Raw genomic sequence first — 21,155 nt, 5'->3', positions numbered from 1 at the left:
AAGAAACAACAGGGTGGAACTCCAATGGTCGCGCGACGCCGTTTCCTCGTCTATGCCGGCATCTTCATCATGATGGCGCTGTGCTACGTCGACCGCATCAACCTGTCGGTCGCGGCCAAGTCGATCGCCACCAGTTACGGCCTTTCGCCGGTCCAGCTCGGCTTCATCTTCTCGGCCTTTCTCTGGACCTACCTGATCTGCCTGGTCCCCCTCGGCATGGCGGTGGATCGATGGGGCGCGCGGTCGGTGACGGCCGGCAGCCTGCTCATCTGGTCCGTCGCCGGCGTACTGACCGGCATGGCAACCACCTATACCGGGCTCTTCGCCAGCCGTTTGGCGCTCGGCGTGGGCGAAGCCGCGAGCTACCCCGCCGGGGGACGCGTGATCCGCGAATGGGCTCCGCAATCGGAACGCGGGATCGCCGCGGCGATCCTGAACAGCGGCGCCTATGCGGGCCTCGCCATCGGCGCGCCTGTGGTCGGCTGGCTCGTCGCGCATTTCGGCTGGCGGGAATCGTTCTACGTCACCGGCGCCCTCGGCGTCGTCCTTTCGGTCCTCTGGTACGCCATCTATCGCCGCCCGGAGCAGGCTGGCTGGCTGAGTGTCGGCGAACGAACCCACATCCTGGCGGGACGCGGTGAAACAGCGAAGCGAGATGCAGCGGGGCCGGACGCAAGCGGGAGCGGGGCCGGCGGGCCGGCCATCGGCGCGTTGCTCCGCAGCCCCTCCATGTGGGGACTGGCGCTGACGCAGGGCTGCGCCGGCTACACGCTTTATCTTTTCATGACGTGGCTGCCGACTTATCTGGCCGACACGCGCGGGCTGGACGTGATGCGCAGCGGCGCCTTCTCCGCCGTGCCTTACGCCGCGGCGGTTCCGCTGGGACTGCTGCTTGGCGTGGTCAGCGACCGGTTTCTCCGGCGCACCGGCACGGCCGGCGGCGGACGCCGGCGCCTTGTGGCAGTCGCCCTGCTGGTCTCGTCGGTGATCCTGCTGACACCCTATGTCACCAATATTTGGCTGATCCTCGCGCTCTTCAGCATTTCGCTGACCTGCGTCTCCACCGCGATGGGCATGAACATCGCCCTGACCAACGATCTCCTGGTGAACGGGGCACAGGCCGGCGCGGCGACCAGCCTGCTGATCCTGGGCGGCAATTCCTTCGGCATCGTGGCGCCGATCGCCACCGGCTACATCGTCGCCTCGCCGCTCGGCTATTCCGGCGCGTTCGTCGTGGCAGGGGTGCTGCTCCTCACCGGCGTCGCGACCTCACTCCTCCTCACCCGCAGGCCGATCGGCGGCGAGCCCGTCGAACGGCGCCGCCTCGTCGCCCGGCCCGTCATCTGATCCGCGAAAGGAATTCCATGACGCAGAGCATGACCAAACTGGCTTTCGCAGCCGTTTCCCGAAACTACTTCAACATGCCGGTCTGGGTCGGCGTGGACCAGGGTTTCTTCCGCGACGAGGGCATCGAACTCGCCGTCGAGCTGCACGAAAGCGTCGATGAGGTGAGCAACCGCCTCTACGACGGCCGCGTGCAGCTTGCCTACGGCATCACCGAGCACGTTATCCTGGACAGCGAGTCCGGCGGACAGAGCGAGATCATCGGCGGCAACGTCAACCGGCTGCCCTTCTCGCTGGTGGCCGGCAAGGACATCGACGGCTTCGAGGACATGCGCGGCAAGGTCGTCGGCGTTTCATCGCTGGAAGCGGGCAGTTCGTCCCTCGTCATGCGGCTCTTCGAGGCGCATGGGCTGCATCATCCCGCCGACTACACCATCAGGGCGGTGGGTCCGATCCTGTCGCGGTGGGAGAAGCTGCAGAACGGCGAGATCTCGGCCGGGCTCCAGGGCGCGCCGCTGAACTACATCGCGGCCGATGCCGGCTATCCCACGCTGGCCGATCCGCGCGTCGATTTCCCGGATTTCCAGTTCACCTCGCTGCACGTCTTGTCGCCCTGGGCCGCCGCCAACCACGAGCTGGCGGTGCGGTTCATGCGGGCCTTTCTGCGAGCGCATGAATGGTTCTACGCCAACAAGGAAGGCGCGGCGGAAATCGCGATGCGGGAGACCGGGGTGGAGCGGCGATACGTCGATCGCGCCTGGGAGGAATATGTCGGGTCGGAGATCTTTCCGCGCGACGGCGACGCCAGCGACGCCGCCGTGCAGGCCCTGATCGAGATCAGCGGCCTGATCCGTGCGCTGCCGAACCGGACGAAGACCCACGCCGCCGACTACATCAACCGCACCTATCTGCGGGAAGCGCAGGCCAGCCGGCTCCACGACAGCAGGGAGAGCCGGCGTGCCTGATCCCGCGGCTCGGGCGCGGCCGACGATCGACTATGGGGACCGGCTGCGGATGGGGATCATCGTTCCTTCCGGCAATGTGGTGGCCGAGCCGCAAATCCACGCGATGCTGCCGGCCGGGGTGAGCGCACTCTTCACAAGGCTTGCCCTGCGCGGCAGCTCGGAAGCGGAGTTGCAGCGCATGGAGGCGGGGGTGGAGGACGCCGCCCGGCTCCTTGCAGACGCGCGGGTCGACCGGATCGTCTTCCATTGCACCGCCGTGACGACGTTCTCGCCCTCATCCGGCCCGGCGATCCGCGAGCGGATCGGAGGCGCCACCGGCATCGAGGGCCTCGTCACCTCCGACGCGCTCGAAGCCGCCTTTCAAGCGCTCGGCACGCGGCGCGTCGTGCTGCTCACGCCCTATATCGAAGCCGTGCACCGGCGCGAGATCGCTTTCCTGGAGCATCTCGGCCTCCACGTGGCGGGAGAAGCCTCCCTCGGCATCGATACCAACGACGAGATGGCGCGGCTCTCGCCCGATACCCTTGCGGACTGGGTGCTGAAGCACCGGCATCCGGACGCGGATGCGTATTTCCTGAGCTGCACCGCACTGCGCAGCGCGGAACTGATCGCGTCGCTGGAAGACCGGCTCGGACGGCCGGTCCTGACCAGCAATCAGGTCATGGTCTGGCACGCACTGCGGGAGGCCGGAATAAAGGCGGCGGATCGCTGGGGGCAACTGATGCGCCTCTGAGGGGCCAGCCCATAACTGCCTCTCAAGCGACGCTTGGCGGGACCGGCTTGTTTCCGGTCCTTTGGCCGGGAGCGCTGTGGCACCCGCGTAGCGGCGACGACGAGGCGAGGCGAGGCGATCAAGCGCCGCCTCGCAAGCAAAAGTCCAGACCCGAGACATCGGGTGACCTGGACGCTGTACGTGGAGGGTTGCGACCGCCGCAGCACCGGCTCTTCGCACGTCGGCGATCGTCGTCCGGGATGAGGGTGACCCGCCCTGCCCGGCCTGCTGCCTGAAGCAGGCAAGGCCACCCTCCCCCGTTCCGCGTCAGATGCCGGCGATCATGCCGCCATCGACGCGCAGCGTCGTGCCGGTGATGTAGGAAGCGCGTTCGCTCGCCAGAAAGGCCACGGCATCGGCGAATTCCTGCGGCTTGCCGTAGCGCTTCATCGGGATGGAATTGCGCGAGGCTTCCGCCACCTCGCCCGCCGTCCGGTTGGTGCGCTTGGCTGCGGCTGCATCGAGCTGGTCGACGCGCGCGGTATGGATGCGGCCCGGCACCACGGAATTCACGGTGACGCCGTCGGCCGCCACTTCGCCGGCCAGCGTCTTCGCCCAGCCGATGATCGACGCGCGCAGCGTGTTGGAGATGCCGAGATTGGGGATCGGCTGCTGCACGCCGGACGAAACCAGCGCGATGACCCTGCCGAAGCGGCGGGCGCGCATGCCGGGCAGGACCGCGCCGGCGATGGCCAGCGGCGCTTCCACCATGGCGGCGAACTGGCGGCGCCATTCCTCCGACTGGACGTCCGCGACGGGTCCCGGAGGCGGGCCACCGCCATTCAGGACGAGAATGTCGATGACCTGATCCCCGAGCTTGCCGATCAGGGCCTGCACGGATGCCGGATCGGCGAGGTCCAGCTCTTCCGTCCGCACCGCGTCGGCCGCGCCCAGTTCGGCGGCGGCGGATGCCAGCTTCTCAGCCGAGCGGCCGGTCAGGATGACCTGAGCCCCCTCTTCGACCAGCGAGCGGGCGACCGCGTGGCCCAACCCCTGGCTTGAGCCGAGCACGAGAGCCGTCCGGCCCTTCAATCCAAGATCCATCAATTCTGCTCCGTGGTGGTGGAATGTGAAAGCTGGGCGCGTTCCCTCGCGGCGGAGAGAAAGGCCATGAAGACGGGATGCGGCCGGCCGGCCGGAAACCCGAGTTCGGGATGCCCCTGGAAGCCCCAGAAGAAGGGATGGCGGGGAACCTCGATGCCGTCGACCACGCGATCGTCATGGCTGGCGAGACTGATCACCAGACCGGCCTCCTGGAGTTTCGCGTGGAGCCCGGGCGCCAGGCAATAACGGTGATTGTAGCGGAACCGGATCGGCTCCCCGGCGATGAGAGACGCAAGCTTCGTGCCGGAACGGGCCTGCCCCACCGCATTACCCGTGCGATGGATGGGCAACGAGGCTTCTCCGCCTAGAGCCGCCATGGCCACGAAGCTCTTGATCGGCGCGTCGGGATCGGCTTCGGCGAGGTTTACCGCCTCGGTCGCGAGCGCCCTCTGGGCGAAGGCGGTCGCCATGGTCTGCATGCCGAGGCAGAGACCAAGGACGGGAATGTCGTTCTCCAGCGCATGGCGGGAAGCGGCGATCTGGGCGGGCACGTTGCACATGCTGGAGCCGCCCGGCAGCAGGATGCCGTCGGCGGCGGCAAGAATATCATCGGCTCCAGGGCCGACGAGGCCGGCTGGCTCGCCGAAGCGGACGGCCAGCGACAGGCCGAGCTGCGAGGCCGCATCCTGCAAGCTCACGAGCGCCGCCGGGTAGACATCGCGATGGTCGCGCTCGCGTCCGACAAGGAGAATGGAAACGTCCGATCCGGCCGTTGCCTGGCCTCGACCGAGGCAATCGTCGACCACCGGCACGTCGACCACCAGCACCGACACTCCGGCCTCCCGTGCCGGTTCTGCAACGGCTTCCGCCGACTGCCCGAAGCGCGGATGGACGGGAACGACGACGTTTTCCTCCCGCGCCGCCGCGATGATCGCCGCAAGGTCCAAGGCCGGCTCGACGGTCTTTCCTAGGCTGCGTTCGGCGAAGAAAAGCCCACTCGGGCCGAGGCCGCCGGAAGCATGGACATATTGGGCGGCATCGGGATCGCGGGCGAGGTCGAAGCGCGCGGGCAAATGCATGAAGCGCGCGCCGTCGCGATAAGCGAGCCGTGCCGCGGCCGCGCCGTAGAGCGCCGGGCGGTCGGTCCCGTCGATCACCAGGGTCAGCATGGGCCTTTAGCCTTTCCGAAACTTACGCCTGCGGGATCGAGCAGGAAACCTGCCGATGGAACCGCTTGCGGAGCGATTGCACGAAATTTCCCCATCCGGACAATTGATCGATATGCTTACATCGATACAATCATGGGCGATAGTCACGAAAGGTGGTTTCATGAATCCTCCCCATCCGGCTCCCCGTCTGGCGCCACGGATGAGTTCCGTCGGCGCGTCGCCTACCGCCGAGATCTCCAACAAGGTCCGCTCGCTGAAGAGCGCCGGGCACGCAGTGGTCAATCTCGGCGAGGGCGAGCTCGATTTCCCGACGCCCCCGGCCATCGCCGATGCCGGCATCGCCGCGATCCGTAATGGCGAGACGAAGTACACGGCCGTCTCCGGCACGGCGGACCTGAAGGCGGCGATAGCGGCCAAGTTCCTGCGCGAGAACCAGCTTTCCTACGAGCCGCGCGAGATCATCGCCGGGGCCGGCGCCAAGCAGCTCATCTTCAACGCTTTCCTCGCCACCCTTTCGCCGGGCGACGAGGTGATCATCCCGGCCCCCTACTGGGTTTCCTATCCCGACATGATCCGGCTGGCCGGCGGCGAGCCCGTGATCGTCGAGACCACACGCTCCGAAGGCTGGGTGCTGCAACCGGACGCGCTCCGGGCCGCCATCACACCGAAGACGCGCTGGGTTGTACTGAATTCACCGAACAATCCCACGGGCGCGGTCTATTCGCCGGAAGCGATGAAGCGGCTGACCGATATTCTCGTCGCCCATCCCGACGTGCTTGTCATGGCCGACGACATCTACGAGCATCTCCGCTTCGCCGGCCCCTTCGCCACTCCAGCGGCGCTGGAGCCCGCGTTGTTCGACCGCACGCTGACGATCAACGGCGTTTCCAAGGGCTATTCGATGACCGGCTGGCGCATCGGCTATGCCGGCGGCCCGGCCTGGCTGATCTCGGCCATGGAGATCCTGCAGTCGCAGAGCACGTCCAACCCATCGACGATCAGCCAGGCCGCAGCCGTTGCCGCGCTGACGGGCGATCTCGGCTTCATGGCGGAATGGATCTCCATCCTGCGCGACCGCCGCGACATCGTGATGGACATGGTCGCCGCCACGCCGGGCCTCGAAGCCGACACGCCGGACGGCGCCTTCTACGTCTTCGCCGACTGTAGCGGCCTCATCGGTTCCGCGACGGCGAGCGGCAAGGTGCTGGGCAGCGACCTCGATGTCGCTGGCTATCTTCTGGAAGAAGCGCATGTCGGCACCGTCCACGGCTCCGCCTTCGGCGCGCCCGGCCATCTCCGGATCGCCTACGCCGTGGATACGGACGTGCTGCGCGAGGCCTGCGCCCGCATCACCGCGGCCTGCGGTCGGCTGCGCATCAAAAAGGCGGCCTGAGCCGCCTTTCTTTCGCGAAAGCATGAAGCCGGCGCCTCGAGCGCCGGCTTTTTCGTGTCAGGCCGCGAGGCTGAGGCGGGCCGAGGGCTCGTTGGCAAGCTTGCCCAGAACCGCGGCGATCTCCGCTTTCACCGCTTCCGGCAGGTCGCGGAGCGGCAGGCGCACGGAGCCGCCGTCGAAGCCGCGTAGGTTCATCGCCGCCTTGGTCGTCTGCGGCTGCCCGTGGCGGCGCGCCAGCGCACGGAAATCGTACCAGAGCCGGTGCAGGTCGCGCGCGGAATGCGCATCGCCACGTTCCAGCGCGCGGTAGGTTTCCAGGATCAGTTCCGGCAGGGCGCAGCTGTTGGTGGAACTGATACCGTCGAAGCCGGCCATCATCGGCCCGAGGAAGGCGAGATCGGAGGCGCAGAACAGGCGAATGCGGCCACCGAGACGATTGGCGATGCGGTCGATGGCCGTCACCGAGAGGTCGCCCTGCTTGATGCCCACGGCTTCCGGCATGTCGGCCAGCCGCTCCAGCACGTCGGGCGCCAGCGTGATGCCGATGCCCGGCGCGTTGTAGACGAGGATGCCCGTCTTGGAGACCGGCGCGATGTCCTTGAAGAAGGAGACGATCTGCTCGTCGGTGACTTCCGAGACGAAGGGCGGCGTTACCATGGGCAGGCCGCCGAGATCGCCGGCAAGCTCCGTCAGTTCGCGCACGACGCGGGCATCCGAGCCGGCGGAGCAGAGCATGACCGGCACGCGGTCCTGCACGACGTCCATGACGTGGCGGAAGAGATCGGCCCGCTCCCCCGTGCTCATGGCGGGGAATTCGCCATAGGTCCCGCCGATGAGCACGCCGTCATAGCCGAGGCCGATGACACGCTCGACGGAGCGGGCGATTCCCGCCTTGTCGATTTCCCCGGCCGGGGTGAACGGAGTGACGGTGATGTTGAAGATGCCCTTCAACCGGGCGCGGCTTTCCTCGATATTCTTCATGATGGTCTCTTCGAAGGTGATGGGAAGGAGTGCGGAAGGGTGGTGGGTGCGATCAGGCGACCTGCAGCAGCGCGCGGTCGATGGTTCCGAGCGCGCGGTAGCCGGTGTCCGTCACGACGATGGTCTCGCTGACTCCGACGGTGAACTGGCCGTAGATCCGGAGCGCCGGAGGCAGGTGGAACGCCATGCCGGGCTCCAGCGGCGTCGTCACGCCCTTGTTCAGGCTGAGGATCGCGCCCTCGCCCCAGTCGGGCGCGAAGGAGATACCGACGCTGTAGCCGAGGCGTTTGCGGAAGGCGTCGGTATAGCCGGCCTTGTCGATCACGGCCTGGCAGGCATTGTGCGGCACCTCGCAGGCGACGCCCGGGCGGATCGTTTCCAGAGAAACGGCAAGCGCCTCCTGGCAGACCTTCATCATGTCGGCGGCCTCGGCCGGCGGCGTGCCGATCCAGGCCGAGCGCATCAGCGCGGCATGATAGCGGTCATGGCAGGCGGCCATTTCCAGGAAGACCGGATCGCCCGCCTCGATGCGGCGGCGCTTCCACGTGCCGTGCGGCACGCCGCAGCGCGGGCCGGACGACACCAGCGGCTCCATGCCGAGATATTCCGAGCCGGCGGCAATCGCCGAGCCCAGCATCGCGGCGACGAGGTCGTTCTCCGTCGCGCCGACACTGATGGCGGCGAGCCCGGCCTTCATGCCCGCATCGACATAGGACGCGGAGCGGTCGAGTTTCTCCAGCTCCAGCGGCGACTTCACCGCGCGGAGCTTCTCCACGATGCCGGCAGCATCGCCGATGGCGCCCAGCGCGTCCTGCAGCGCCTCGTAGACGGTAATGGGCAGGAACCAGCCGCGCTTGTCGATCGCCACGCGCTTGCCGGCAAGGCCACGCTCGCGGATGACTTTGGTCAGGAAGCCGACGGGATCCTCGCCGTCCTGGTAGATCGCCGCATCGGAGATGAAGGTGTTGGCGATGAAGTTGAAATATTCCAGCTGGCGGATCACGAAGACCGGATCGCCATCGACCGGCAGCACCAGCGCCTGGAACGTGTAATAGCCGGGCGTCTGCTGGCCCGTGAGATAGAAGATGTTCTCCGGCCCGGTCACAACCATGACGTCGAGGCCTGCCGCAGCAAGACCTTCGCGGGCGCGGGCGACGCGCCCCTCATACTCGCTTTTCGGGAAGGCGGATTCGGAGCCCTGAACGACGCTGCCGATATTCATGGTTCTCAATTCTCCCACAGGGTGTCGGTGCGCTCGCGCGCGAAAGGAAGGCCGAGGCCGGGCGCATCGGGGGCGGTCACCACGCCGTCGCGATAGATGAGCCCCGGCGCGGGATCGTCGGCGATGCCGTCGGCCCCATAGAGTTCGGCGAAGCGCGGCTTCAGCGCCGCGCAAAGATGCAAAGCGGCGGCGGTGGCGAGACCGCCTTCGTTCATCTGGCCGATCATGAAGGGCACGCCCGCCGCCGCCAGCGCCTGCCCGGCACGCAGAGCGGGGCGAAGACCGCCGAGCTTCACCAGCTTCAGATGCGCCATGAGGCGGTGGCCGCCCCGCGCGAGCCACGCCACGTCGTCGTCACCCTTCACGCTCTCGTCGAGCATCACCGGGACCGGGGTCGCCTCCGCCAGTTCGGCGATCGGCTCGAAGGGACCCGGCGGCACCGGCTGCTCGACATAGGCGAGACCGAAGGCGGCGAGCGCATCGAGATTTCGCCGCGCCTCCTCATGCGACCAGGAACCGTTCGCATCGGCGGCGATCTTCACGTCCGCGCCGAAGCGCTCGCGCAGCAGCCGTATGCGGGCGACGTCGCCGGCAAAGTCGCCGCCGCCGATGCGGACCTTCAGGTCGCGGAAGCCGCGCTCGACGTAAGCCTCGGCCTGACGCAGGAAGGTCGCGTCGTCGGAGATGAACAGCGTCTGGTTGCTGGGATAGGTCGTCCCGCCCGCCGGATCGGCACCGGCCAGGAGACCGGCGACTGGGCGGTTCGCCAGCTTGCCCCAGCGATCGTGCAGCGCCATGTCCACCAGCATGCGGAGAGGCGCGCTCGCCTCCCGCAATGCCGGGGGAGGCGCATCCAGCAGAGTGGCGGGATCGCCGGACAAGCCCAGCCCCGGCAGCACGCGGAGCGCTTCCGCCACCACGGCTTCGGCCGGGATGCCGTTGAGATAGGCGATGTTGATCCGCACCTCGCCCGTCGCCACGGCGCCGTCTTCGTCCTCGATCCGGAGATAGAGCGTATCGAGGCCGGGGACCTTTCCGGACGATGCGGTGTGCAGGAGCAGGCCGCCGCGATAGGTCAGCATTGCCCGGTGCAGGGAAAGGCGCATGATCCTCCGCGCTCCGTCGATCAGGAGGACAGCATCGCGGCGGCGACGTCGCGATAGATCAGGCTGGAGGTGACGAACTCGTCGACGGGCACGAACTCGTCCGCCTTATGGGCGACGGAGAGCGAGCCTGGGCCGATGACGACGCCTTCCGCCCCGGTTGCGCGGAAATGGACGAGATCGCAGCCGCCCTGGAAGCCGAAGGGACCGGGCTCCGCGATGCCGCGCCGTCTCGCCACGTCGAGGCTCTTCCGAACCACCGGGCGGTCGGCCGCCGTTTCGGTCGCGCCGCCGGTGGTCGCCTTCCAGTCGGTGATCTCGGCGCGCAGGCCGAAACGTGCGTTGGCGCGAACCAGCAGATCGGCGAGATCCGCCTTGACCGCGTCCTCGTCCTCGCCCGGCACCATGCGGCGGTCCAGCAGCAATTCGCAGGCGCCGGGCAGCACGTTGTCGGCGTGGCCGCCATGGATGCGCGTCACCGTCAGGCTCGCCTCGCCCACCAGCGGGTGATGGCGACGACGGACGGCGTTCTCGTGCTCCTCCGCGACCATGCCCAGAAGCTGGCCGGCGCGCAGCACCGCGTTTTCGCCGAGATGCGGCGTGCCGGAATGGGCGGGAACGCCGTGCACGCGAACCACGGGGCGAAGGCTGCCCTTGTGGGCGCTGTAGATCGTGTTGCTGGTCGGCTCGCCCACCACCGCGAAGTCGATCTTCGGGCGCTTGGCGGCGTAATGCTTGGCGCCTTCGCTGGCGATTTCCTCGTCGGCGACGAAGATCGCGAGCAGCGTCCCGGACCAGCTTTCGCGGCTGGCGGCGAGCATGCGGACGGCTTCCAGCATGGAGGCGAGCGGGCCCTTGCAGTCGCAGGCGCCGCGTCCGTAGAGCCGGCCGCCGTCTTCGCGCAGGATAAAGGGATCGCTGCTCCAGCCCTCGCCCACCGGCACGACGTCCATGTGCGTGTTGAATGCGAAGACCGGCCCCGGCCCGTTCAGGAGGACGGCTTCGACATTGACGCGGCCCGGCTTGTATTCGTCGAGCGTGACCTCAAGCCCCATCTCGCGGAGCTTCGCCGCCACGTAATCGGCGGCCTCGACCTCGCGGCCGGGCGGGTTCTCGCTGCGGATCGCGACAAGATCCGCCAGTTCGCGCTTCATCCGCGCGGCATCGGGAACGGAATGCATGATTGTCTCTCGGAACTGGTTCGAAGGCTCTGCCGGCGGGCGGGCTCGCCGGCCTGTCTGTCAGTGCAGGATCTGCTCGAGGAAGCGCTGGGCGCGGGCGTTGACCGTGCCACCGAAGAAGGCGTCGCTCTTCGCCGTCTCGACGATCTCGCCCGCTTCCATGAAGACGATCCGGTCCGCCGCGCGCCGGGCGAAACCCATTTCGTGCGTGACCACGATGCTGGTCATGCCTTCCGCGGAAAGCTCGGCCATGACGTCCAGCACCTCGCGGATCATCTCCGGGTCGAGCGCCGAGGTCGGCTCGTCGTAGAGCATCAGCGCCGGCTTCATGGCGAGGGCACGGGCAATCGCCACGCGCTGCTGCTGACCGCCGGAAAGCTCGTCAGGATAGCTGTCCGCCTTGGCCGGAATATGAACCTTCTTCAGCAGATCCAGGGCGACATCGTGCGCGTCGGCGCGCGACAGGCCGAGCACCTTCATCGGCGCCAGCATGATGTTTTCCGCCGCGCTCAGATGCTGGAAGAGCTCGAAGTTCTGGAACACCATGCCGATCTCGCGGCGCAGGCGCGGCGCGTTGCGGAGATCACGGGTGATGTCCTCGCCACGGAAGAAAACGTTGCCCTCGTCCGCCGGCTCCAGGAGGTTCACGCAGCGCAGGAGCGTCGACTTTCCCGAGCCGGACGGACCGATGAGCACCACAGTCTCGCGGGGGTGGACCTCCAGTGAGCAGCATTTGAGGATCTGCGTCGAACCGAAGCTCTTGTCGATTCCGACGATCTCCAGCAGCGGCTTTCCGGCAGGCGTGGTGCGGGGCGGCGAAGTCATGACGGCTTCCGCGGAAAGGGGAGAGAGGGGAAACATGTCAGTGGGCCTCCTCGATCGGGGCGAGGCGCTGCAGCAGGGAGCGCTTCTCGCTGCGGGCACGACGGCGCTTGACGTCGAGCGACTGCTCCAGCAGCGCCTGCAGGCCCATGAAGATGGTCGTCAGCGCGAGATAGTAGATGCCGGCGGCAGTCAGCGCCTCGAAGTATCGGAAGTTCGAGCTCGCCGTCTGGTTGGCGACGAGCAGCAGCTCCTGCACCGCGACGACGGAGACCAGCGCGCTCGTCTTCAGCATGCCGATCATCTGGTTGCCGACCGGCGGCAGCACGATGCGGAGCGCCTGCGGCAGCACGATGTAGCGCATCACCCCGGTCCGGGTCAGGCCGAGCGCCAGGCCGGCCGTGCGCTGCCCCTTCTTCACCGCGCCGAGGCCGGAGCGCAGGATTTCCGCCATGTAGGCGCCCTCGTTCAGCGACAGCGCGATCACGGCGGAGAGGAAGGCGGAGAGGCGGATGCCGAAGCCCGGCAGCACGTTGTAGATGAAGATGATCTGGAACAGGACCGGCGTGCCCCGGAAGAGCCAGAGATAGATCCAGGCCAGAACGCGGACCGGCCTGAACGTCGCTTCCTGCAGGAGGGCGATGACCAGCCCCGCCAGGACGCCGAAGAACAGCGATGTGACGGTGATGAGAAGCGTCATCATCGCGGCCTGGAAGAAGACCGCGGAGAACAGATAATCGATGACCAGATGTAGCGACATCAGCGCTCCTCGATCTTCTTGCGGAGAGAATGGACGTTGCGGGAAACGAGCCCCGCAACGATGGGCCCGGAAGCATCGGCCCCCGCGGCTTACTTGAAGATGGAGCCGGAGGCCGGGAGGTTCCACTTGGCCAGAAGCTTGTCGTAGGTGCCGTCGGCGACGACCTCCTTGATGGCGGCCTTGAGCGAGTCCTGCAGCGCCGTCTCGCCCTTGCGGGTGGCGAAGCCGATCTGCGTGTTCGCCTCGAATTCCTCGCCGACCGTCTGGAACGTATCGGGCACTTCCTGCAGCAGCTTCGCCGCGCCCGGGCTCGACTCGAAGATCGCGTCGGCGCGACCCTGGCGCAGGTTCAGCGCGGAATCCTGCGCGGTCGGCAGCGTGCTGACCGTCAACGGCTTCAGGCCCTTCGCCTTGCAGCGCTCCACGTCGGCGCGGGCCTGGCTTTCCTCGATGCCGCCCAGCGTCACCGCGATGTTCTTGCCGCAGAGCGAGTCGTCGCGACCGGTGATCTTGGCCGGATTACCCTTCTGCACGATTACGACGTTGCCGATCTTCATGTAGGGGACGAAGTCCACCTGCTCGGAACGCTGCGGGTTGATGTACATGGCGGAGTTGATGATGTCCGTGCGACCGCCCAGCAGCGCCGGGATCAGCCCCTTGAACTCCATGTTCAGCGGCTTCGGGGTCGCGTGCAGCTTTTCGCCGAGCGCCTGGATGAAGTCGATGTCGAAGCCGGTCAGCTTGCCGTCCTTCTGGAACTCGAACGGCGCGAAGGTCGCCGCCGTCCCATAGGTGAGCGCGCCCTTCTCCACGAGCCCCTTCCCGGGAAGCTCGGCGGCGGTGGCGGCCTGGATCAGGCCGAGAGGCAGCAGGGCGGCAATGGCCAGCTTGCGAAACATGTAGATCCCCTTCACGTACATTCATTGCTCTTATGTGTGTAATCAGTACAATATGCCGAAGCCCGAACGTCAAGCGGATTGCTCCGCCGGACCTGCCCAAATATCGGGACTCTCCTGCCTACAAATGAGGCATTCACGGTGGGTTAGAGATATGCACGCTCGCGGAAGACCTCCCGTCCAGGCACTTGGGAAAGCCTTCTGTTCAAAAGGTGTTCTTGTTCTCTCCGCCTTCACATTGTATCGAAGCTGCAAGAACAGACGGATCAAGCAGGGCGGGGAATGGGGCGCAGTCCCATACAGCGGAGATACAGGCTCGCGAACCAGATCCTCGACGTCGTGCGTGAGGCGCGCTTCGAGCCGGGCCATCATCTGCGCGAGCAGGCGTTGGGCGATCTTCTCCAGGTGTCCCGCACCCCCGTCCGCTCGGCGCTCATGCTCCTGGCCGACCACGGCGTGCTGGAGGCCAAGAAGAACCATGGCTTCTTCCTCAAGGCCTCGCCGGACGAATTGCAGCGGCTTGAAGTCGAGGTTCCCCCGACCAGCGATCAGGATCTCTACACGCTGATCGTGCAGGACCGGCTCGCCAAGAACCTGCCCGACAGTTTCATCCAGAGCGACATCGCCCGTCGCTACGACGCCGACAGGGCCGCGTTGCAGAAGACGCTGACCCGCCTCGTCGACGATGGCCTGCTCCAGCGCAACGCCGGACGCGGCTGGACCTTCATGCCGACGCTCGACACCGGCGTCGCCCTCAGCAACAGCTACGATTTCCGCCGCGTGCTGGAGCCGGCCGCGCTGCTGCTTCCCGGCTTCACCCCCGATCCTGGAATGATCGAGCGGGTTCGGCTGCAGCACCTTTATCTGGAGGCGCATCCCGACATCGCCAGTGTCGACCGCCGCCAACTCTTCGAGACGGACCGCCAATTTCACGAAATGCTGGTGGAATTCTGCGGCAACCCTTTCTTCCTGCAAGCGATCCAACAGCAGAACCGGATGCGCCGCCTGCTCGAATTCACCGGCTATTCCAATCGCCGCCGCGTACGCGACTGGTGCCGCGAGCATCTGGCGATCCTGGATGCGGTGGAAGCGGGAAACCAGCGGGACGCGGCCCGCCTGATGTCAGAGCATCTCGAACATGCGCTGCAGGCCGCGCCGGCGCTGAGCAAGAGCAAGGCCAGACCGGCAAGGAAGACGGCGCAGGTCTAGAGCGGGAGGCAGCCGTCTTTTCCGTCTCGCCGAAAATTCATCCCGCCCGGCAAGCGATTCGAAATCTCGGGGCAAGCCGGGGCCGGATATGGTGCAGCCCCCAGATCGCAGGACGAAGGAAGCCGCGCTCCCGGTGTTAAGTCCTTGAGGTGCCGGCGGGCGGCCTCATCCTCTCGGATCGTGGCAACCTGTGACGGAGTTTCCCTCGATCCGGATCATGCCGGCCTGCCCTGCCAGCGGGCTCAGGCTCGGGATCGGACTGATGACATGGCCGAGAGCCCGAAGCTCGGCTTCGGTGCCCATAGGCTCCAGCTTCAGCGTGTCGCGATTGTCGGAAAAGGTGCGGCCGAGCAGGAAGCGGGGCCGCGCCAGCGCCGCATCCGGGGGAAGGCCGTGATCGATGGCGTGGCGCAGCAGCACCGTCAGCGTCTGCGGTTGTCCGTCGGCGCCCTGCGTGCCGTAGAGCAGCCATGGCCTGCCCTCGCGCGTGGCGATGCCGGGGTTGAGGGTGTGAAAAGGACGACGTCCGGGCGCGAGGCGGTTCGGCCCCTCCTCCAGCGAGAAGCTGGCGCCCCGGTTGTGCCAGATGATGCCGGTGCCGGGCAAACAGCAGCCGCTGCCCCAGTCGAAATAGGTGCTCTGCAGGGCGGAAACGCAGCCGCCGGCTTTGTCCCGCGCGGCGAAATACACGGTGTCGGCCTCGCGAAACGGCTCCGGCCAGGGCCGCGCGCGCGCCCGGTCGATCTCGCCGGCACGCATCCGGAGGTTCGCCTCGGAAAGCAGCGAGGCAACGCGCTCGCGCGTCCCGGCGCTGTCGTCCAGCCCGCGCCGGTCCAGAAAAGCGCCCTTCACCGCTTCGACCATCAGATGATAGTCAGCGGCGCTGCCCATCGCCGGCGTCTCGCCGAGCGCCCCGAGGATGCCCATGATCTCCAGCGTCGTGACGCCCTGCGTCGGCGGCGGCGGAGCATGAAGCGTCGCATCGCGGTAGCCGAGCCGCAGAGGCTCTCCCACTTCGGTCCAGGTGCGGCGGAGATCGTCGGGCGTGACCCCAAGGCCGAGCGAACGGAGGTCGTCGAGAATCCGGCCGGCCAAGCTGCCGGTGTAGAAGCTTTCCAACCCTTCCGCCCGAAGACAGTCGAGGCTGTCCGCCAGCTTTTCCTGCCGGAGCGTTTCGCCTGTGGCGGTCTCCCGGTACACGCCGAAGCCCGGCCAGTCGGCGCTTTCGCCCGCCCGCATTGCGCGCCAGAAATCCTGCGACGGCGTGACGACCATGCCGTCGCGCGCCGCTTCGATGGCCGGGGAAAGCAGGGCGTCGAGATCGGGTTTGGCGTTGCCAAAGGCATCCAACGCCGCCTGCCATGTCGAAACGGCGGCTGCCGATGTCAGGATGGAAGCCGGCCCGCGCGTCTCGATGCGGGTGACGGCGGCGGCGGATTCCCAAGCCTGGCCTATGCCGTTCAGGGCGCGCACGTGGCCCTCCCGGTCGGACACGAGCCAGACCGCGTCGCCGCCGATCCCGCAGAAATGCGGCATGGTGACGGAGAGGTGCGCGCCCATAGCGACCGCCGCCTCCGCCGCGCTCCGGCCCGCTTCCAGCAGCCGGTTGCCCAATGCCGCGGCATCCGGATGCGGAGCGATCGCCAGCACGTCCTTCATGTCAGGCGCCTCTCGCAAGCGGGGCACGTGGCGACCAGAGCCGCAGGCGTCCGCCCTTCACCACCGCCCGCACAGGCGCATTGCGGCGCAGGGCGTCGGCCGGCGATCTGGCCTCCACCAGCAGGAAATCCGCCGGTTTCCCGACCGCGAGCGCCGCCGCCGCACGACGCATGATCCGCTCCGGGGCCGTGGTGATCATGGCGAAGACATTCTCCAGGGCGGCATCGGAAGCGAGGCGGTCGAGATTGGCATAGAACTGCCCCATCCGGAGGAGCGAGGCGTCGCCATAGGGGGTGAAGGGGTTCTGGACGTTGTTGGTGGCGAGCGCGACGGTCACGCCCCCTTGCGACAGGCGATGGGCCGGCGCCATGCCGCCCGGGCCGTTGAGGAAGGTGTCGGTTGCCGGCAGGACGACCAGCGCGATGCCTGCCGCCGCCATTTCCCGCGCCAGGGCTTCGCGCCGCTCCGCCGCAAACGTCGCGAATTTCGTCGCATGTCCCACGGCGACGCGGCCTTGCCAGCCACGCGCCAGCGTTTCCCGGATGATGGCGGGCAGGATCGAGCCCTCGGGGTCGAGATCGAAATCGGCGTGGAAATCCACGTCCACGTCGAAGCGCTCCCCGAGGTCGAAGATCGCCCGCACATGGGCTTCGGGATCGGTGTCGGTATAGGGGCAGCCTCCGACGAGGTCCGCGCCGGCCTCCAGCGCCGCGATCAGGAGATCCAGCGTCGCGGGTTCCTGCGTCAGCCCTTCCTGCGCGAAGGCGCAGACCTGCAGCTCGATCAGGTCGGACCATTCGGCACGCAGCCGCATGATCGCCTCGAAGGCGCGCAGCTCCACGCGGGGATCGACCTCCACGAAGGTCCGCATGCGCTGCGTGCCCGCGCGCACCGCCATGTCCAGCACCTCGCTCGCGCGGGCATGCACGTCCTCGGCGGTGAAACCCCGCTTGGCGGCGGAGGTCAGGCGCACGGCCTCGGCAAGCGTGCCCTCGCAGATCGGGCACTGGCCGAGGATCATCGCCTTGTCGAGATGCACGTGGACGTCGCTGAAACCAGGCGTCGCCAGCGCGCCCGCGCCATCGAAGCGCGGCAGGGAAGACGCCGCGGGCGCTTCGCCGATCGCGGCGATGCGTCCGCAGGAGACGGTAAGCGAAACGGGCGCGCCCCCCGGCTCGGTCATGACGTTGTCGAGGATGAAATCGCCTTCAGGCATTCTCGAGTTCCAGCGCGGCAAGCCGCAGGCGGCATGCTTCGAGCTTGTTTGCCATGTTTTCCGGGACCGTCACACCGGGTTTGTCGAAGGTGTCGAGGTAAGGGACGATGGCGGCGACCTGCTCGTCGAACAGCCGCTCCGTGACGGCGTCGACGAGCTTGCGCGTGCCAAAGCGGAAGGCGCCGATGGAGACGGCGGCAAGCCCGCCCATGCTCAGGCCCGCCAGCGCATTGAAGGCGAAGATCCGATCGAGGCCGGGGGCCGTGCCGGGCACGCGCTCGGTGAAGCGATACTGCCCGTCGAGATAGGGAAAATCGAGGCGCGGGCTGGCGAGATCGCCGTCATCGGGAACGAAGCGGTCGCGCCACAGCGCCGCGTTGGCGTGGATGCGGGCAAGCTCCGGCCGGCGCGCCATGTCGACGCTGACCCCCGTCGCCGTGAACACATGATCGAAGGTCCAGTCGTCCAGCGGCGTGCGAACGTGAACATCCTGTCCCGTCCAGCGGATCGTCTGCCATGGCGAACCCAGATGGATGGTGAAGTTCTCGTAGGAGCAGGCCTTGTGGAAATGGTGCTCCGCCGGGGCCTGGCTGAGCCCGTTCATGTATTTGGAGATGTTCCACTTGGTCTGGTCTGGAATCCGGTTCGCGTGGACGAGATACCCGCCATTCTCCAGTTCTCGGATCACGTCGCGCATCGGCAGGTCCCGCCGGCGCAGGAACATGTCGACGCGTGCCGCTCCCGCCTCCAGCGCGGTGACGGCCATGTCGAAGGCCGCCGCGCCCGCGCCCAGCACGCCGACGCGCTTGCCGCCGAGATACGCCTCGTCGAAGATATCGGCGGAGTGGTTGTAGACCTCCGGCGGCAGCGTCTCGGCGATCTCGCGCGGCGTGCGCCAGCCGCCGCCGCCCTCCATGCCGGTGGCGAGCACCACCTGCCGCGTCCGCATGCGGCTGCCATCGCCCAGCGTCAGCGTCACGCCGCCTGCATCGAAGTCGAGATCGATCACGCGCGTGTCGTTGCGGATCGGCAGGTCGGTGACGGCGCGGAACCAGCGGAGATAAGCCATCCAGACGGTGCGCGGGATGCGCTTGATGCCGTCCCAGCCCTCCTGTCCGTAACGGGCGATGACGTAGCTTTCGATGGCGAGCGACGGCAGGCCGCCCTCCATGCCGGTGATGTCCTTGGGCGAGCGGATCTCGTAATTGCGGGCATAGGTTTCCCAAACGCCCTCGAAACCGGCGGGATTGGCGTCCAGGATGACGAAGTTGGCGACGCCACGGCGCTTCAGCTCCAGTCCGACGGCCAGCCCGCTCTGCCCGCCGCCGATGATCGTGACGTCCGGCAGCACGGCGCCGTCTTCCTTCACGGGCATGACCCACGGCTTGGTCGCGAAAGAGAGCATCTCCATTTCGCGCCGCACCTGCCCGGCGAGTTCGGCGAGACGTCGCTCCGCGTCGGGCTTCTGGTCGATCATCGCTCGTGTCCTCTTCCGTCTCTGGCTGGACCGTAAGGCTAGCGATGGAAGCGGGCGGGCATAGCGCCGAATATCAGGCGAAACGTTGCGGTTTCGGCAACGGGCGCCAGCGCGGCAGGCCTCAGGAAGCTGGCGCGCGCCAGCGGGCCAGGGTTTCGGCAAAGGGTTCGAGCGCGCGCAGGAACCGCTCCGTCAGGACGGAGCCGGCGATGGAGGGCGTACGGGTGGAATGCGTCCACAGGCAGAGCTTCACGACGGGCACGCCGCGCCCGGCAAGCGGCACGAAGGCAAGCGCCTCGCGCGAAAGCTCGGCCAGCAGGCCAACGGGACTGCGCACGGCCAGTCCCATGCCGGCCAGGACAAGGCAGAGAATGTTGTCGGAGGAGTTCGATTCCACGAAGGGCCGGTGGCGGCTCGCTTCCGTGACGTGGCGGGCAATCTCCGACCCGCCGCCATAGCCGGGGCTGCCGAGGATCATCCGCTCCCCGACGAGATCCACCAGCGTCATCTGCTCGCGCCCGGCAAGCGCATGGTCCGGCGGCATGACGACGCCCATCGGGATCGGCACCGAGCCGACGAGCCGGATGTCGGAGCGCATCGGCGGCCCCATGGTGAGCCCGATATCCACTTCGCCGGCCGAAACCAGATCGAGGATCTGCTGCGCGCCGTGGATGGAAAGCGAATAGGTCACGCCCAGATGCTCGGCGGCGAAGGCGGCGAGCTCCGCCGTCATGAAATCGCGTCCGATCCCATCCTCGCAGGCGATGCGGACATGACCCCGCCGCAGCGCGCGCATGTCGTCGATGCGATCGATCGCCAGTTCCAGATTGCGTTCGAGATTGCGGATATAGCCGTAGAGGACCTCGCCGGCCGAGGTGAGCTTCACGCCGCCGGATACGCGGTCGAACAGCCGGACCTGCAGCTGTTCCTCAAGCTTCAGGATCTGGCGGTTGACGGCGGATGGCGCCGTCGACAGGACCTCCGACGCCTGCCGCATCGAGCCCGCCCGAACCGTCTCGGCGAAATAGCGCAGGGCGACCAGATGGACGTGGACGAAGCTCTGCGACATGGGCCATTTCTCCGCGCCGGCGCGTGCCGGTGCGGATGGGGTAGACCGTAGCCCCCACGCAAACACAAGATCTTTGCTTCGGCAAGGAGATGCCCGTTTGTTGGGCAACGTCCTCTATGGGCTCGACCGCGAGAGGGCCCGCCGCTCGCAGGCCGCAGTTATCCCGTAGAGCCCGAGCGAGATCAGGCAGGAGAGGATCGCGGCCGACCAGATATCGGCGACGCGGTAGCTTTGCCCGTAATAGACGACGAGGAACCCCAGCCCACGCTCGGAGGCCAGCCATTCCGCCACCAGCGAGGCGATCATGGAGCTGCAGGCGGAAAGCTTAAGGGCCGTGAACATGAAGGGCACGGCCGCAGGCATGCGCACCTTCCAGAGCATCTGGCTGGCTGTCGCGGAATAGCTGTAGAGGAGTTCGCGGACTTCCTCGTCGACATTGGACAGCCCGCGATAGGCGTTCACGAGCATCGGGAAGAAGCTCAGGAACGCCGCGACGAAGATCTTCGGCGCCATGCCGTTGCCGAGCCAGAGGATCAGGACCGGCAGGATCGCCACGACGGGGATCGCCTCGCAGAGGATCGCCAGCGGAAACACCGCCCGGCGGAAGAAGCCCCAATGGACGAAGCAAATCGCGACGAGAAGTCCGGCCACGTTGCCGATCGCCGCTCCGATCAGCGCCTGCGCGAGCGTCACGCCGGCGTTGAATCCCAGTTCCGACCAGTTGCGGACGCCGGCAACCACGATCTCGAGGGGTCCGGCCAGCACCAGCCTGGAGACGGCGCCGCTATGCGCGAGGGCTTCCCAGGCGATGAGAAGGGCGATCCCGTAGATCACGGGGAGGATGACGCGGCGCGGGGCGAGCGAGGGCGTCAC

Annotated in this window: 19 protein-coding genes; 5 read left to right on the top strand and 14 right to left on the bottom strand. The window is 67.3% G+C overall.

Annotated elements, in window-relative coordinates:
* Positions 1-24: 24 nt before the first annotated feature.
* The 3 genes from BMY25_RS06735 to BMY25_RS06725 are packed head-to-tail and all read left to right on the top strand — an operon-like array spanning position 25 to position 3,042.
* A complete protein-coding gene (locus BMY25_RS06735; RefSeq protein ID WP_092495846.1) occupies positions 25-1,347 on the top strand; it encodes an MFS transporter in 1,323 nt (440 codons plus the stop codon).
* Between the two features lie 17 nt (positions 1,348-1,364).
* Positions 1,365-2,309 (top strand): ABC transporter substrate-binding protein, encoded by a 945-nt coding sequence (locus BMY25_RS06730; RefSeq protein ID WP_238858200.1) that lies wholly within the window; start codon positions 1,365-1,367, stop codon positions 2,307-2,309.
* Complete coding sequence (locus BMY25_RS06725) at positions 2,302-3,042, top strand: maleate cis-trans isomerase family protein (RefSeq protein WP_238858199.1); 741 nt, start codon at positions 2,302-2,304, stop codon at positions 3,040-3,042. Before BMY25_RS06730 ends, BMY25_RS06725 begins: the two co-directional genes overlap by 8 nt.
* Before the next feature lie 306 nt (positions 3,043-3,348).
* Here the strand turns inward: BMY25_RS06725 and BMY25_RS06720 are convergent, their stop codons facing one another.
* Both BMY25_RS06720 and BMY25_RS06715 read right to left on the bottom strand, forming a co-directional pair.
* On the bottom strand, positions 3,349-4,125 hold the full coding sequence (locus tag BMY25_RS06720) for an SDR family oxidoreductase (RefSeq protein ID WP_092495845.1): 777 nt from the start codon (positions 4,123-4,125) through the stop codon (positions 3,349-3,351).
* Entirely contained in the window at positions 4,125-5,294 is a 1,170-nt protein-coding gene (locus BMY25_RS06715; RefSeq protein ID WP_092495844.1) for a glutamine amidotransferase-related protein, read from the bottom strand. The genes BMY25_RS06720 and BMY25_RS06715 overlap by 1 nt, the downstream gene beginning before the upstream one ends.
* A 199-nt stretch (positions 5,295-5,493) precedes the next feature.
* On the opposite strand from BMY25_RS06715, the gene BMY25_RS06710 reads away from it, so the two are divergent.
* Complete coding sequence (locus BMY25_RS06710; RefSeq protein ID WP_238858198.1) at positions 5,494-6,687, top strand: pyridoxal phosphate-dependent aminotransferase; 1,194 nt, start codon at positions 5,494-5,496, stop codon at positions 6,685-6,687.
* A gap of 57 nt (positions 6,688-6,744) precedes the next feature.
* On the opposite strand, the gene BMY25_RS06705 is transcribed toward BMY25_RS06710, so the two are convergent.
* From BMY25_RS06705 to BMY25_RS06675, 7 genes are all read right to left on the bottom strand, one after another.
* Positions 6,745-7,668 (bottom strand): dihydrodipicolinate synthase family protein, encoded by a 924-nt coding sequence (locus BMY25_RS06705; RefSeq protein ID WP_092495842.1) that lies wholly within the window; start codon positions 7,666-7,668, stop codon positions 6,745-6,747.
* 52 nt (positions 7,669-7,720) lie between these two features.
* Positions 7,721-8,890 carry a M24 family metallopeptidase gene (locus BMY25_RS06700; protein ID WP_092495841.1) on the bottom strand — a complete coding sequence of 390 codons (1,170 nt, stop codon included), beginning with the start codon at positions 8,888-8,890 and terminating at the stop codon, positions 7,721-7,723.
* 5 nt (positions 8,891-8,895) lie between these two features.
* The gene (locus BMY25_RS06695; RefSeq protein ID WP_092495840.1) at positions 8,896-9,996 is read right to left on the bottom strand and encodes a mandelate racemase/muconate lactonizing enzyme family protein; all 1,101 of its coding nucleotides are present in this window, start codon (positions 9,994-9,996) and stop codon (positions 8,896-8,898) included.
* A 20-nt stretch (positions 9,997-10,016) separates the two neighbouring features.
* Positions 10,017-11,174 carry a M20 family metallopeptidase gene (locus BMY25_RS06690; RefSeq protein ID WP_092495839.1) on the bottom strand — a complete coding sequence of 386 codons (1,158 nt, stop codon included), beginning with the start codon at positions 11,172-11,174 and terminating at the stop codon, positions 10,017-10,019.
* 60 nt (positions 11,175-11,234) lie between these two features.
* Entirely contained in the window at positions 11,235-11,999 is a 765-nt protein-coding gene (locus BMY25_RS06685) for an amino acid ABC transporter ATP-binding protein (RefSeq protein WP_092495887.1), read from the bottom strand.
* Positions 12,000-12,036: 37 nt separating this feature from the next.
* Entirely contained in the window at positions 12,037-12,756 is a 720-nt protein-coding gene (locus BMY25_RS06680; RefSeq protein WP_092495838.1) for an amino acid ABC transporter permease, read from the bottom strand.
* Positions 12,757-12,845: 89 nt separating this feature from the next.
* Positions 12,846-13,676: an ABC transporter substrate-binding protein gene (locus tag BMY25_RS06675; RefSeq protein WP_238858197.1), complete on the bottom strand. Its 831-nt coding sequence runs from the start codon at positions 13,674-13,676 to the stop codon at positions 12,846-12,848.
* 258 nt (positions 13,677-13,934) lie between these two features.
* Here BMY25_RS06675 and BMY25_RS06670 point away from each other — a divergent pair, with 258 nt between their 5' ends.
* A complete protein-coding gene (locus BMY25_RS06670) occupies positions 13,935-14,861 on the top strand; it encodes a GntR family transcriptional regulator (protein WP_092495837.1) in 927 nt (308 codons plus the stop codon).
* A gap of 165 nt (positions 14,862-15,026) precedes the next feature.
* On the opposite strand, the gene BMY25_RS06665 is transcribed toward BMY25_RS06670, so the two are convergent.
* The 5 genes from BMY25_RS06665 to BMY25_RS06645 form a co-directional block, all read right to left on the bottom strand.
* A complete protein-coding gene (locus BMY25_RS06665) occupies positions 15,027-16,520 on the bottom strand; it encodes a gamma-glutamyltransferase family protein (protein ID WP_092495836.1) in 1,494 nt (497 codons plus the stop codon).
* 1 nt (position 16,521) lies between these two features.
* Positions 16,522-17,736: an amidohydrolase family protein gene (locus tag BMY25_RS06660; RefSeq protein WP_092495835.1), complete on the bottom strand. Its 1,215-nt coding sequence runs from the start codon at positions 17,734-17,736 to the stop codon at positions 16,522-16,524.
* On the bottom strand, positions 17,729-19,213 hold the full coding sequence (locus BMY25_RS06655) for an NAD(P)-binding domain-containing protein (protein ID WP_092495834.1): 1,485 nt from the start codon (positions 19,211-19,213) through the stop codon (positions 17,729-17,731). Before BMY25_RS06655 ends, BMY25_RS06660 begins: the two co-directional genes overlap by 8 nt.
* 121 nt (positions 19,214-19,334) lie before the next feature.
* Positions 19,335-20,282 carry a LysR family transcriptional regulator gene (locus tag BMY25_RS06650; protein WP_092495833.1) on the bottom strand — a complete coding sequence of 316 codons (948 nt, stop codon included), beginning with the start codon at positions 20,280-20,282 and terminating at the stop codon, positions 19,335-19,337.
* Between the two features lie 114 nt (positions 20,283-20,396).
* Positions 20,397-21,155 (bottom strand): ABC transporter permease, encoded by a 759-nt coding sequence (locus BMY25_RS06645; RefSeq protein WP_092495832.1) that lies wholly within the window; start codon positions 21,153-21,155, stop codon positions 20,397-20,399.

The sequence above is a fragment of the Faunimonas pinastri genome (genome assembly GCF_900110915.1).
Taxonomy (GTDB): Bacteria; Pseudomonadota; Alphaproteobacteria; order Rhizobiales; family Afifellaceae; genus Faunimonas; species Faunimonas pinastri.
Note: the sequence above shows the minus strand (reverse complement) of the source record. Positions and strands in the feature narration are given on the sequence as shown.